Source organism: Kribbella antibiotica (genome assembly GCF_004349055.1).
Classification (GTDB): domain Bacteria; phylum Actinomycetota; class Actinomycetes; order Propionibacteriales; family Kribbellaceae; genus Kribbella; species Kribbella antibiotica.
In genome coordinates, this window is record NZ_SMKX01000103.1 from 18,645 (window position 1) to 32,048 (window position 13,404).

Annotated in this window: 14 protein-coding genes; 6 read left to right on the forward strand and 8 right to left on the reverse strand. The window is 67.2% G+C overall.

The window, feature by feature from the left end:
• Nucleotides 1-9 precede the first annotated feature (9 nt).
• The gene (locus E1263_RS28445) at nt 10-1,089 is read right to left on the reverse strand and encodes a 3-deoxy-7-phosphoheptulonate synthase (protein WP_132172833.1); all 1,080 of its coding nucleotides are present in this window, start codon (nt 1,087-1,089) and stop codon (nt 10-12) included.
• A gap of 253 nt (nt 1,090-1,342) precedes the next feature.
• Here E1263_RS28445 and E1263_RS28450 point away from each other — a divergent pair, with 253 nt between their 5' ends.
• The 5 genes from E1263_RS28450 to E1263_RS28475 all read left to right on the forward strand — a co-directional run bounded on the left by E1263_RS28450 (nt 1,343) and on the right by E1263_RS28475 (nt 4,065).
• Nucleotides 1,343-1,858 (forward strand): GNAT family N-acetyltransferase, encoded by a 516-nt coding sequence (locus tag E1263_RS28450; RefSeq protein ID WP_202869089.1) that lies wholly within the window; start codon nt 1,343-1,345, stop codon nt 1,856-1,858.
• A gap of 404 nt (nt 1,859-2,262) precedes the next feature.
• On the forward strand, nt 2,263-2,826 hold the full coding sequence (locus tag E1263_RS28460; protein ID WP_132172837.1) for a histidine phosphatase family protein: 564 nt from the start codon (nt 2,263-2,265) through the stop codon (nt 2,824-2,826).
• Nucleotides 2,823-3,224, forward strand: a complete 402-nt coding sequence (locus E1263_RS28465; protein WP_202869090.1) for a fluoride efflux transporter FluC — start codon at nt 2,823-2,825, stop codon at nt 3,222-3,224. Before E1263_RS28460 ends, E1263_RS28465 begins: the two co-directional genes overlap by 4 nt.
• Nucleotides 3,221-3,586, forward strand: a complete 366-nt coding sequence (crcB, locus tag E1263_RS28470; protein WP_132172839.1) for a fluoride efflux transporter CrcB — start codon at nt 3,221-3,223, stop codon at nt 3,584-3,586. Before E1263_RS28465 ends, crcB begins: the two co-directional genes overlap by 4 nt.
• Before the next feature lie 224 nt (nt 3,587-3,810).
• Nucleotides 3,811-4,065 carry a WhiB family transcriptional regulator gene (locus E1263_RS28475; protein WP_272949701.1) on the forward strand — a complete coding sequence of 85 codons (255 nt, stop codon included), beginning with the start codon at nt 3,811-3,813 and terminating at the stop codon, nt 4,063-4,065.
• 54 nt (nt 4,066-4,119) lie between these two features.
• On the opposite strand, the gene E1263_RS28480 is transcribed toward E1263_RS28475, so the two are convergent.
• The 6 genes from E1263_RS28480 to E1263_RS28500 all read right to left on the reverse strand — a co-directional run bounded on the left by E1263_RS28480 (nt 4,120) and on the right by E1263_RS28500 (nt 9,142).
• Nucleotides 4,120-4,533: a PLD nuclease N-terminal domain-containing protein gene (locus tag E1263_RS28480; protein ID WP_132172843.1), complete on the reverse strand. Its 414-nt coding sequence runs from the start codon at nt 4,531-4,533 to the stop codon at nt 4,120-4,122.
• Nucleotides 4,534-4,614: 81 nt separating this feature from the next.
• Nucleotides 4,615-5,490, reverse strand: a complete 876-nt coding sequence (locus E1263_RS28485; RefSeq protein WP_132172845.1) for an ABC transporter permease — start codon at nt 5,488-5,490, stop codon at nt 4,615-4,617.
• Complete coding sequence (locus E1263_RS28490) at nt 5,477-6,283, reverse strand: ABC transporter ATP-binding protein (RefSeq protein ID WP_132172847.1); 807 nt, start codon at nt 6,281-6,283, stop codon at nt 5,477-5,479. The genes E1263_RS28485 and E1263_RS28490 overlap by 14 nt, the downstream gene beginning before the upstream one ends.
• A gap of 145 nt (nt 6,284-6,428) precedes the next feature.
• Entirely contained in the window at nt 6,429-7,511 is a 1,083-nt protein-coding gene (locus E1263_RS28495; RefSeq protein WP_202869091.1) for an ABC transporter substrate-binding protein, read from the reverse strand.
• Nucleotides 7,512-7,584: 73 nt separating this feature from the next.
• Entirely contained in the window at nt 7,585-7,698 is a 114-nt protein-coding gene (locus E1263_RS44400) for a putative leader peptide (protein ID WP_380160824.1), read from the reverse strand.
• Nucleotides 7,699-7,750: 52 nt separating this feature from the next.
• Nucleotides 7,751-9,142, reverse strand: coding sequence for a M1 family metallopeptidase (locus tag E1263_RS28500; RefSeq protein WP_132172851.1), 1,392 nt, complete (start codon nt 9,140-9,142; stop codon nt 7,751-7,753).
• A gap of 94 nt (nt 9,143-9,236) precedes the next feature.
• Here E1263_RS28500 and E1263_RS28505 point away from each other — a divergent pair, with 94 nt between their 5' ends.
• Nucleotides 9,237-11,789: a family 78 glycoside hydrolase catalytic domain gene (locus E1263_RS28505; RefSeq protein WP_132172853.1), complete on the forward strand. Its 2,553-nt coding sequence runs from the start codon at nt 9,237-9,239 to the stop codon at nt 11,787-11,789.
• On the opposite strand, the gene trmB is transcribed toward E1263_RS28505, so the two are convergent.
• Entirely contained in the window at nt 11,770-12,468 is a 699-nt protein-coding gene (gene trmB, locus E1263_RS28510) for a tRNA (guanosine(46)-N7)-methyltransferase TrmB (RefSeq protein WP_132172865.1), read from the reverse strand. The two genes, E1263_RS28505 and trmB, sit on opposite strands and share 20 nt — an antisense overlap.
• Nucleotides 12,469-13,404: the final 936 nt, after the last annotated feature.

Genomic DNA, 13,404 nt, shown 5'->3' on the forward strand with positions numbered 1-13,404 from the left:
CATAAGTGATCAGCCGCGACGCTTGAGTACATTGTCGCGCAGTTCGGTCAGGACGGCCTCGGTGGTTTCCCAACCCATGCACGCGTCGGTGACCGATTGGCCGTAGGTGAGCTCACGGGTCGGGTCGAGGTCCTGGCGACCCTCCTGGAGGAACGACTCGAGCATCACGCCGACGATCGCCCTGTTCCCGGCCGCGACCTGAGCACCGATCTCGGCCGCGACGATCGGCTGCCTCTTGTGGTCCTTGCGGCTATTGCCGTGACTGGCGTCGACGACCACGCGCTCCGGCAGGCCCGCCGTACGGAGCAGGTCGGTGGCGGCAGCCACGGACTCGGCGTCGTAGTTCGGGCCGGCGTCGGAACCGCGCAGGACCAGGTGGCAGTCCGGGTTGCCGCGGGTGTGCAGGATCGCCGGGGCGCCGTCGTGGTCTATACCAGTGAAAACATGCGGTACGGCGGCCGCCTTGATCGCGTCGACCGCGGTCGCGATGGAGCCGTCGGGGCGGTTCTTCATCCCGATCGGCATCGACAGACCAGAGGAGAGCTGCCGGTGGACCTGGGACTCGACGGTGCGCGCGCCGATGGCACCCCAACCGACGGTGTCCGCGATGTACTGCGGCGTGATCGGGTCCAAGAACTCGCACCCGACCGGCAGACCCAGCTCGGTCACCTGCAGCAGGAGCTTGCGAGCCAGCCGCAGCCCGCGGTTCACATCACCGGAGCCGTCCAGACCCGGGTCGTTGATCAGGCCCTTCCAGCCCAGCGTCGACCGCGGCTTCTCGAAGTACACCCGCATCACCACGACCAGACCGTCGGACAACCGCTCAGCCACCGGCCGCAGCCGCTCGGCGTACTCAAGCGCCGCATCGGCGTCGTGCACCGAGCACGGCCCGACCACGACCAGCAGCCGGTCATCAACGCCGTTCAGTACGTCGACCACGGCCTGTCTGCCGTCGATCACGGTCTGCGCCAGCGCATCGCTCAACGGCAACTCGTCATGCAGAGCCAACGGTGTGATCAACGGGACGGTCTTCTCGATCCGCCGGTCGACGACAGCGGCCTGCTCGGACCGCCGCGGGAGGGTGTTCATCTGATGGAACCTTTCCGCCGGTACACCGCGGAAGGTCGCAGTCAGCCGGCTGGGAACAAGAAAAGGCAAGGACGGTAGGTCCTTGCCTTCGGGCCGGCTGGAGAGTGCTATCAGGGCGTCAGCAATTGGCTGAGCTACCCGGCACAACCGCCGGCCACTCAAAAAATCGCCAATAGCAACGCGTCATGGAGGGAACGATAGCACCCGGCCAAATCCGGTCGCATCCATCCCGCGGTCATGGTTGTCTCAGCCGGTGACCATCCGCCCTGCCACCGCAGCCGAACTCCCCGGCCTCCAGGACCTCGAGGTTGCCGCCGGCGTCCTGTTCCACGCCATCGGCATGACCGACATCGCCGGGCACCCGCCGCCACCCCTGGAGGTCTTCGAGCACGCCCGCGCGGCCGGTCACCTGTGGGTGATCACCGACGTCGATGAACAGCCTGCCGGGTTCGTGCTCGTGCAACTCATCGATGGGTCCGCCCATATCGAGCAGGTCAGCATCCACCCCGAGCATCAAGGGCGCGGCCTGGGGCGCGCGCTGATCGACCACGTCGGGTCGTGGTCCGCCGCCGAGGGCCTGGCGGCCTTGACGCTCAGCACGTTCCGGAGCGTGCCGTGGAACGGCCCGTACTACGCCCGCCTCGGATTCGTGGAGTTGTCGCCGGGCGAGCTGACGGACGGGCTGCGCGGGGTTTTGGCCACCGAGACGGCGTTCGGGCTGGACCCTGCGAGCCGGGTGTTCATGCGCCGACCGGTAGCGAACCAGTAACCAACCCGTCCTCGGGATCGTTGAGGGCTGCAACAACGGGTCGACATCTGAGGGGTGCTGGACAGTGAGGCCGCGGGTCTTCGAGCTGGTGCGGTACCGGGATCCGAGTGGGGTCTCCGGGACCGGTGTGGTTGCGGAGGGCTGCGAGTTCAGCGACGGGTCAGTTGCTTTGCGGTGGCGGGGTGCGAATCCGGCGACTGCGGTCTGGCCTGGGCTTGAGGCTGTGCTTGCCGTGCATGGTCACCAGGGTGCTACCGAGGTGCGCTGGCTGGAGCCCGAACCCCCGACGACGACAAGCCCCCAACCGCCCGGAGGCATCGATCAACTCTTCGACGAGCTTCATCAGATCCGGCCACCGTCCGCTCCTCAGGGGTGGGCCGGCGCCCGACATCTTCGCTAGGCCGATGAACGTCACGCAGGTCTACCTGATTCGGCATGGAGAGCCCGACTACGCCACGATCGACGGCCAGGGGCTGCGGGGAGCCGCAGCCGACTCGGCACCGCTGACACCGGACGGGGTGCGGCAGGCCGAAGAGCTGGCTGACCTGCTCAGCGGGATCGGGGCGACGTACCTGGTCAGTTCACCGTTCACGCGGGCGCTGCAGTTCGCCGCGATCGTCGGGCACCGGCTGGCGCTCGGCGTTCGGGTCGACCACGAACTGCGGGACTGGCTGCCCGATCATTCGGGTTCGTGGCGCGGGATGGCCGACGTACAGGCTGCTCGGGCTGAGTTCGAGGCGTACGGCGGCGAGTGGCCGGATGCCGACGGGGAAGGGTGCCGCAAGCGGTCGTGGGAGCCGTTGTCCAAGGTGCGTGCGCGAGCGGAGACGGCGCTCGACCGGCACGCGGCCGGCACGGACGGGCCGGTCTTGGCGATCACTCACGCGACGGTGATCCGGGCGCTGACCGGCCAGACCGGGACTGCGCACGGACAGCACGAGTACTACCGCTACGCTCCGGCGGTGTGAGCGAGGTCAGACAGCCTGGGCTACCGCGCGTGCTCGGCGCGGTGGCCCTCGGCGGAGTCATCGGCTCGCTGGCCCGCTACGGGCTGGCGACGGCGATTCCGCACACCGAGGGTGGATTTCCCTGGGCCACCTTCATCACGAACGTGGTGGGCTGTCTGGCCATTGGAATCCTCTTCGCCCGGCTCACTCCACATTCACATCCACTGCTCCGGCCGTTTCTCGGCACCGGAATTCTCGGCGGCTTCACGACCTTCTCGACGTACGCCGTCGACACCGAGCGGTTGTTGCACAGCCAGATGCACGTGCATCTGCTCGTTGCCTTTGCCTACTTCTTCGGCACGGTCGCAACAGCGTTGCTGGCAGCAACACTCGGCGAGTGGCTGGGACGCCGCCGATGAACATTTTTCTCGTCGCCCTCGGCGCCGCGATCGGCGCACCGCTGCGGTACATCGTCGACAAACACCTTGTGGCACAGCTTTTGCGGACCAGTGGCCAACAGGTTCGGTTGCCGTGGGGCACCTTCACGGTCAACGTGCTCGGCAGTTTCCTGCTCGGCCTGATGACCGGCGTGACGGATCAGAACTGGACGCTGCTGATCGGCGTCGGCTTCTGCGGAGCGTTCACGACGTACAGCACCTTCGCGGCCGAGACGACGGCGCTCGCGACTTCGGGGCATCGGGCAAAGGCTTTGCTGACAGTGCTGCTGAACCTCGCCATTGGTCTGCTGGCAGCCCTTTTGGGCGCATCCCTCACTAAGTGATTCACATCACACAAAGTAAGTCCATGATCACGCTCTCCGCGTGAAACAGCCTGATCACAGGCTGCAACGCCACGTGCCGATAACGAATGGACCGAAGTTCATGCCAACAAGGGTTGAACTCGCCACGAGTTGAGCATAGTTTTCACCGAGCGCCCGTCCGCGCTCACGGTGAGTCATAGGAGGTTGCCATGTCGAGAGGGATGCCTCGCCTACCCCGCCCGCTCATGGATTTGTGGGACTGGCAGTCGCAGTCTGCGTGCCGCGACGTCAACCCGGAGCTGTTCTTCTCGCCCGAATCGGAGCGTGGCGTCCGTAAACGCGCCCGTGAGATGGTGGCGAAGTCGCTCTGCGGCACCTGCCCGGTTCAGCCGGAGTGCCGCCAGCACGCCCTTGCGGTCGGAGAACCGTACGGCGTCTGGGGTGGGACCACAGAGTCCGAGCGCGACAACGCCCCCTTGGAGCACCGCAAGTCGGCGTGAGCGAACCGCGCCCCCTCCGCCCGGCGCAACGCCACTAGGACTACGGGCGCGGTCTCACGGTTTGTTGTCGTCGGTCTCGGCCGGCGGTGAGTCTCCGGTCGGCTGTTCGTCGACCGGCGGGTCCGGGTCTTTCGGCTCGGGCGTTCCTTTCGGCTCGTCGGCCGGCCGTTTCGTCGTGCGCGGGTCCCGGTAGCGGTCCAGTGACTTGAGAAAGTCCGGATCGTCATCGGGCGCACTCGAGCGCGACGCCGGCCGCGACGGACCGCTCGCCGGGCGCTCGCGCCCGATCCGCGCGTTGCGCTGCATCAGCAGCCAGACGATCGGCCCGACGAACGGGACGAACACGATGATCACGATCCACACCAGCTTGGGCAGGTGTGGGACCTCGTCGTCAGGTGTCTGAATGCAGGAGAAGAGCGCATAGATGCTGAGCACCAGGCTGATCAGGAACGGCAGATATCGACCCACGTCCCCCACAGTACGGCGCCCAGCCGAACCAGGGCCGCGACGCGGGCCCCAGTTGCCGAGCCGTAACCCTGGTGAGCCTGCCTAGCGGACTGCGCTGGTGAGCCCGCGGGCCTTCAGTACCGAGTTCTCCAGCGGGCGGAAGACGAGCAGCTCGATCCCGACGCCGACCACGAAGATCAGCAGGATGCCGGCGAACACCATCGAGATGTCCGACAGCGACATGCCGTCGTGCAGGAACTGACCGAGCCCCTTGCCCAGATCCGGCGAGGTCGCGATCAGCTCGGCGGCCATCAGCGACCGCCACGAGAACGCCCAGCCCTGCTTGAGCCCACCGAGGAATCCGGGCAGCGCGGCCGGTAGCAGGATGTACCTGATCCCGTTCAAGCGACCGGCGCCGAGCGCCTTGCCGACGCGCGGCAGGATCGGCGGCACCTGGTCCAGACCGGAGACCAGTCCGTTCGCGATCGACGGCACCGCTCCGAGCAGCACGACCCAGTAGATCGCGCCATCGGTCAGACCGAACCACAGGATCGCGGCCGGCACCCAGGCGACCGACGGCAAGCTCTGCAGACCGGAGACCAGTGGCCCGATCCCCCGCCGTACGACGCGGATGTTGGCGATCGCGAGGCCGAGCGGAATCGCGATCACCAGCGAGATCGCGAAACCGATCACGGCGCGGTGGACCGAGACCCAGAACAGTTCGATGATCTGGCCCGTGGTGACCAGCGTCCAGATCTGCGCCCAGACATCAGCCGGAGCCGGCAGTTTGAACTCGGGCCAGAACGCGGCCGCCCACAACACCTGCCAGACGGCGACCAGTAGCGCGACCGCACCGATCGGCGGCAACGCCCGAGCCGCGATCCGGCGGGCCAAGGACCCCTCGGTCGTGGTGATGGGCGTATCGAGTGCATCCAGCCCGGCCTCGACCGAGCCTTCTTTCACATCAAGCTGCGGCATGACTGCTGATCACCTTGCGCAGTTCGGCGTTGATCTCGTCGATAGCCCCGGCCTCGTCGGCTCCGGCCAGTCCCTGGACATCCCACTCGCGAACGACGCGGCCGGGCCGCGACGACAGCAGCACGACGCGCTGGCCGAGCCGCACTGCCTCACGAACGTCATGCGTCACGAACAGAATCGCCGTACCGGTGGCTTCCCAGATCCGCAGCAGCTCACCCTGCAGAACATCGCGAGTGATCGCGTCGAGCGCAGAGAACGGCTCATCCATCAGCAGCAGCGACGGCTTGCCCGCGCCGGAGCCGGTGTTGTCGGTGGTCGACGCGAGCGCGCGGGCCAGCGCGACCCGCTGCCGCATCCCGCCGGACAGCTCATGCGGACGCTTGTCGCCGAGACCGGACAGCCGCACCAGATCAAGCAGCTCGGCTGCCTTGGCCCGACGCTCTGCCTTCGGTACGCCGGCCATCCGCAACGGCAGCTCGATATTTCCGGCCGCCGTCAGCCACGGCATCAGCGCAGCCTCCTGGAACACGACCGCCGGCCGGGACGAGCTGAGCTCGATCCGGCCGCTGGTCGGCGCATCCAGACCCGCCACCAGGTTCAGCAGGGTGCTCTTACCGCACCCCGACGCCCCGAGCAGGCAGACGAACTCACCGGCGCGGACCTCAAGGTCCACACCGTCCAACGCCACGACCGCCTTCCGGCCGGTCCCGAACGCCTTCCCCACTTGATGAAAACGCACCGGACGCACCACGTTCTCACTCACCGTGCGGGCTGCCTCGACTGTCGCGGTCATGGGGCCTCCAGGCCTGGACTGAGGAGTGTAGGGAGCGAAGCGACTGGAGCGACGAGGGAAGGACTGGAGTTAAAGCCCCATGAGCCGCCGCGCCGGAGGCGTGGCATGTGCACAGTCATGGTCTGCCTCCTCGATCTGGGGTGGGTTACTTGGTGTCGAGACCGGCGGCGTCGACGGTCGGCTTGCCGGCCTTGGCCAGTACGTCGTTCAGCGGGCCGAGGTCGGCGAAGCCGGAGACCTTCGGTGCTTCCTTGGCGATGCCGGCCGCGACCTGGTCCTTGGCCAGCTGCGGGAAGGTCGCCGAGATCGGGTCCGCGGTGATCTCGATGTTGCTGAACGCGCGGTCGATCACGGCCGGCTTCAGGGACTTGCCGGTCAGTTCCTTCAGTTGCTTGTTCACCGCGGTCTTCGCGGCGGCCTGGTCCTTGTTGGCGAAGTCGATCGAGGCGACGAGCCCGCTGAGCAGCGCCTTCACCGTCTCCGGGTGCTCCTGCAGGAACTGCGTGCGCACGATCAGCACCGTGGTCGGGAACTTGCCGTCGGGCCAGATGGTCTTCTCGTCGAGCAGCACCTTCGCACCGGCGTCGAGGACGAGCCGCGACGACCAGGGCTCGGGCAGCCAGGCGGCGTCCACCTTGCCCTCCTTGAACGCGTCCAGCGTCTGGGCGTTCTCGAGGTTGGTGACGGTGACCTTGCCGGTCAGGCCCTTCTCGGCGAGCCACTTCTTCAGCGACACGTCTTGCGTGTTGCCGAGCTGCGGGGTGACCACGCGCTTGCCGATCAGGTCCTCGGGCTTGTTGATCCCCGGCTTAACCACCAGCTGCGCGCCGCCGGACGTCGCACCGGCGATCAGGCGGACGGCCTCACCGTTCGACTTCGCGAAGGCGTTGATGGCCGGGCCGGAGCCGATGAAGCTCGCGTCCAGCGAACCGCCGAGCAGCGCACCGACCGCCTCCGGACCGGCGTTGAACTTGGTCGGCACCAGCTTGGTGCTCCCGAGGTCCTTCGTGAACAGGTTCTGGTCCAGGCCCACCAGCGCGGCGGCGTGGGTGACGTTCGGGAAGTAGCCGAGCCGGAGCTCGGTGGCCGGGCCCTTGCCGGTGGCGGCGACGGGCGTGTCCTTGCCCTCCGCCCGGCTGCAGCCCGCGGCGACTACTGCCAGGGACAGGGCAACCGCGGACGCGGCAAGCAGACGGCGACGGGCAGGACGGAAGCTGGAGATGCGCACAGGAGACCTTCGGTGGATGCGGGCGGCCGGAAACGGCCACGGGCGAGCATGGAGCTGAGTGCAACGCCGAAGGTCAACAGGTCGCAGAGGCGACGCGGAGCAGGTCGACATGCCGACGGCGCGTGAGCGCGTCGGCTGGCCGGTTGGCGGTGACCTGCATGTGTCCATGAAAGCGGACAAAGTCCATCAACAGCCTGTTATATCGCCATTCGAGACAGAAATTCAGGAAGTGAGACGGATCAGGCCGGGTACGGCGGCGTCTTCGCTCCGTAGATCCAGTCCTTGACGTACGACGTCAGGTCCTGGCCCGACACCTCGTTGACCACATCGATGTAGTCCTGGGTCGACGCGGCCTGGTTCCGGAACCGGTTGAAGAAGGTCTTCTCGATCGTTTGAAAGGTCGTGACGCCGAGCTTCTGGCGCAGCGCGTAGAGCGCGACCGCGCCACCCGGGTTCGTGCCGAAGAGAATTCCGTTCAGGTCGGTCACTCGCCCGGGCGGCCCGTACTTCGGTCGCTCCTCGGAGTCGAACTGCCACGCGTCCCGCATGAAGTCGTCGAGCTTCCGAGCGCCCTTCGCGTCGTGGTAGAGCCCGGTGTAGTACGCCGCGTGGCCCTCACTCAGCCACATGTCGTCCCAGCTCTTCACCGACACCGCGTTCCCGAAGTACTGGTGGACAAGCTCGTGAATCATCGTGCCGTCATTGCCGTCGGCCGGGCCGGTCAGATAGTCCGCGTTGAACATCGACAGCGTCGCGCTCTCCAGCGCGTACCCCGTGACGCCGCCGACGCCCAGGACGCCGTACGTCTCGAACGGGTACGGCGCTCCGATCGCCTGCTCGACCCATTTCAGGTGCTCGTTGACGAGACCCACGCGGGCGCCGGCGTCCTTGGCTTTCGAGCTGTCGACAAAACTGCGCAGCGGGAGTCCGTGCGGCCCGGTGGCCTTGAACTCGGTCAGGTGCCCGACCGCGAGCTGCGCGACGTGGGTCGGAATCGGGTCCCGCGTTCCGAACACGTACGTCGTACGGCCGGCCTTGGTCCGCTGTGATCGCAGTGTCCCGTTGGCGACCGCCTGGTATCCCTTCGGAACGCTCACCCGGAAGCTGACCTTCGCCTTGTCGCTCGGGATGTCGTTCATCGGGAAGAACAGATGCGAGCGGTTCGGCTGGCCCATCAGCTCGAAGCCACCATCCCAGTCCGTCCAGTGGTCGAAGTTGTCCTGCTCCGGGAACGACGGCGACTTCGGCTCCAGCGAGCGGTCGGCGACGAAGGTGATGCGCGTCCGGAACGGCAGCCCCCTGAGCAGCGGGATCCGCGGCGAGACGGTCAGCTTCTCCAAGGTGTTGTCCAGGCGGAACTCGGCAGCGAGTCCGTTAACGGTCACCGACTTCACTTGCCGCGCCACTGCATCGAGGGTGAAGGTGGACAGGCCTTGCTCCGCGCGAGCGACGATGTCCACCGAGGCCGGCATCTTCGGCTGACCGGGGTAATAGTCATAGGCGACGTTGTACGACTGCACGTCGTACCCGGTGTTCCCGAGTCCGGGCAGGAGGCGTTCCGCTGCCTGTGCTGTGGTGGACGACGTGAACAGCATCACTCCACACAGTGCAGCGAGACCGAACTTCCTCATGAGCTTTCCTCTCAGGCTTGCTGATGGGTCATGCAGCAGGTAATCAGGGAGGACATATCGTCCCCGTAGACTTTTTGCTGAGGAGCCGCCGCCGATGCTCGTCGCGTCACTGAAGGCCGAGTACGCCGTCCGTCCGCTAGGGACCGATGTCGACCGGCCCCGATTCAGTTGGATCGCCAGTGCTCCGGGGTATGGGGCTGTCCAGACGGCGTACCAGCTGAGAGTCGGGTCCTGGGACTCCGGCAAGGTGACGTCGTCGCGATCATTCGGGGTCGAGTACGACGGTCCGGCGTTGACGCCGCGGACTCGGTATCAGTGGAGCGTTCGGGTCTGGGACGGCTCGGACCGTGCGAGTGAGTGGGCTGCTGAGGAGTGGTTCGAGACCGGGCTGCTGGGCGAAGGTTTCGGGGCGGCTCAGTGGATTGGTGGCGAGACGTCTTCTGCTCCCCTGCTCCGGCGCGCATTCAGCGTCGACGGGACGGTCCGGAGCGCTCGGCTGTATGCGAGCGGCCTCGGGTACGCCGAGCTGCGGATCAACGGTCAGGCGGTGACTGACGCCGTACTGGATCCGGGGTTCACCGACTACGGCCGCACGGTTCTCTACGTCACGCACGATGTGACCACGTTGCTGCAGTCTGGTGAGAATGCGGTCGGCGCTGAGCTCGGGCGCGGGTTCTTCGGGATGAACACCCCGAACGTGTGGCGGTGGCACACCGCGCCGTGGACTGCCGAGCCGCGGCTGATCGCGCGTCTCGTCATCGAGTACGACGATGATCGCGTCGCCGAGGTGGTCACCGACGAGGCCTGGCGCATCACGGGTGGGCCGACACTGTCTGATTCGCTCTACACCGGCGAGACGTACGACGCCCGTCGCGCGCTGCCGGGGTGGGACTCGGCCAGCTTTGCCGACTCCGCCTGGTCGCCGGTCGACGTGGTTGACGCGCCTTCCGGTCAGCTGCGGGCGCAGGAGCATGAGCCGATTCGGGTGGTTGAGACTGTTGCCCCGGTTTCGGTTGATCAGGTGCGGCCTGGTGTGTGGATTGCTGACTGCGGGCGTACGACGGCTGGGTGGGTCCGGTTGCGGGTGAGTGCGCCGGCTGGGACGACGGTCAGCCTGACGTACGGCGAGACGGTTGCCGACGGCAACGTGGTTGCGGTGAACGGGCATGTTGAGGGTGACCGGATTCAGCGCGACGAATACATCGCGGCAGGGTCCGGGGTTGAAGTGTGGGAGCCGCGCTTCTCCTACAAGGGCTTCCGCTACGTGCAGATCGAGGGCGCGCAACCTGAGGTGGAATTGCGGGTCGTGAACTCCGACGTGCGGTCGGTGACGGCGTTCGCGTCAACAGAGCCGGCGTACGAGCAGTTCGAGCAGGCGATGCGGCTGACGGTGCTGAGCAACCTGCATGGGATCCCGACCGACACGCCTTTCTACGAGAAGAACGGCTGGACCGGGGACGCGCAGGTTGGTGCGCCGACCATGCTCGCGACGCTGGATCTGGCGCGGTTCTTCACCAAGTGGCTGGGCGACATCCGCGACAGCCAGGCGCAATCCGGGCAGCTGCCGGTGATCATCCCGACCAACGGCTGGGGTTTCACCGAGCTCTCCCCCGCGACCGAATGGCCGACCGTCTACCCGATCCTGCTGCACGAAATGCACCGCGCGTACGGCGACGAGCGGCTGCTGCGGGAGCACTGGGACTCGCTCACTCGCTACCTGGAATGGGAGCTTGACCGGGTCGAGGACGGGCTCTCCGTCAGTGTGCTCGGCGACTGGCTCCCACCCGGCTACAGCGACGGCCCGGCGCCGGAAGACCGCCGCCTGACCGGTACGGCGTACCTGTATCGCGCCATGCTCGCGGCTGCGGAGATCGGGGACCTGCTGGGCAAGCCGCACGACTACCGCAAGGCCGCGGCGTCGCTGGCGGACGGGTTGAACCGGACGTTCCTCGATCGGGAACTGGCCGTCTATCGAAGCGCTGACGATCCGGACTACCGGCAGACGTCGAACGTCGTACCGCTTGCCTTCGGCATCGTTCCATCAGATCTGGCCGACCGGGTTGCGGCCAACCTGGCGGCGGATGTCGAGTCGCGTGGGTTCCACCTGAACACTGGGTGCCTCGGGGTCGGCGTGCTGCTGCCGGTATTGACGGCGTACGGATATGGCGACGCGGCAACAAAGGTGGCGCTGCAGCGGAGCTACCCCAGCTGGGGTTACTGGTTCGACCAGGGCGCGGACACGATGTGGGAGATGTGGGAGGCCGACTCGCGGTCGCGTAACCACTACTTCCAGGGGACGGTCGTGCAGTGGATCCTCGAGAACGTCGCCGGGCTGCGGAACGGCGGTACGGGCTGGGAGCGGATCGTCGTGCGGCCGGATGCGCGCGGAGAGACTGGCTCGGCGAGTGTTCGGACGTCAACGATTCGCGGACAGGTCGCCGTGATGTGGCGACGGAAGAGCCGGGTGTTCGCGCTCGAGGTGCACGTGCCGGTCGGGGTGACGGCGGAGGTACATGTGCCGTCCGAATCCGCCTCCGACGTGGCCGCCGTACCGCAGTCGTTGGCGGGTGAGGCGACATACGAGGACGGGTACACGATCTACACGGTGGGCGCCGGGATCTGGAACTTCACGAGCCGGACCGCTTGACGTAGATCAGGTCGCGCACCACACGCCCCTCGGCCTGCGCCCGCGACTCGAACTTGGTGACCGGTCGCCATTCGGGTCGCGGGGCCCAGCCGTCGTACTGGTTCTGCAGCGTCGGCTCGCCGTCGCACACCGCGAGCATCTGGTCGGCGTAGTGCTCCCAATCTGTTGCCAAGTGCAACGTTCCACCGGGGCGGAGGCGCGAGGCAACGAGCGCGATGAACGCCGGGGCGACCAGCCGCCGCTTGTGGTGCTTCGTCTTCGGCCATGGGTCGGGGAAGAAGATCCGGACGCCGTCCAGCCCAGCGGGCTCCACGCGATCGGTCAGGAATTTTATGGCGTCGCCCTGCAGGAGCCGCAGGTTCTCAAGGTCGTACTTCTCGGCCAGCATCATCAGCTGACCCAGCCCAGCCGTGTACACCTCGGCCGCGAGGTGGTTGACCTCCGGCGCCGCCACCGCGAGCTGCGCGGTCCCCTCGCCCATCCCCGAGCCGATCTCCAGAATGGTCGGCGCCGCGCGCCCGAACCACTTCGCCAGATCCGTCGGCCCCGCAGGCAGATCCTCCAGCTTCGAGCCCAGCGCGGACCAGTGCTCATCCCAGGCTCGCCGCTGCCCGGCCGTCATCCGCACCCCACGCTGCGTGGTGCTAGGCACACCCCGCCGCGTCTTCCGCTCCGTCATCTCCACCAGCCCCAGTTTACGAGAACCCCGGCCGCCCACCTGCCCCGGTCTCCCGCCCTCGCCTTGAGCACCCCTCAGTCATTTCGCAGCCCGGATAGTGGCTGGTGGGGACACAAAGCACGTTCGCCCGTCAGCCTTGAGCACCCCTCAGTCATCTGGGCAGGCGAAATATGGCTGATGGGAGCACAAAGCGCCTCGCCGTACGGCGAGGCTGCCCAAGGTGCACGGATTCCCCGACATGTGTCGCCCTCCCGGTCCCTCACCCCGCTAAGGGGATGTCCCCCGGCTCCAGGTCGCCCCGACTGAACCCACTCGCGCTCCGCCCCGGCCCGCGCCGTACCGACTGAACCCACTCGCGCCCACCCGCGCCGTACCGACTGAACCCACTCGCGCCCACCCGCGTCGTACCAGCTCCCCACTGAACCCACTGGCGCAGAAACCACCGAGTGTGCGCACCGCGCCGCCGGCAAACCTTTGACACCGACAATCTCCCACCACTCGGCCCACTGGGTTCACTCGACGCCGCCGCTGCGTCGACTGAACCCACCGTGCATGAGCCGAGTGAACCCACCGGGCGGGAGAGGCGCGAGTGTGCGGAATCTGCCGTAGGTAAGGGCTTGCCGACGACCCGGTCCGCACACTCGACACGGTGAACCCACTCGGTACGGCGGGGATTGGCGCGAGTGGGTTCAGTCGGCACGGCGGGGATGGACGCGAGTGGGTTCAGTCGGCACCGCGGGGCATCGCGCGAGTGGGTTCAGTCGGCACGGCGCGGATGGGCGCGAGTGGGTTTAGTCGTCCCAGAAGAGGTGGGCGACGGTGTTGTGGGCTCGGCGGGTGATGCGGAGGTAGTCGTCGGAGAAGCGGCTGGATTCGCCGGGTGGGTAGCCGCAGATCTGGGCTACGGCGGCGAGGTCGCGGGGGTCGGTGGGGAGG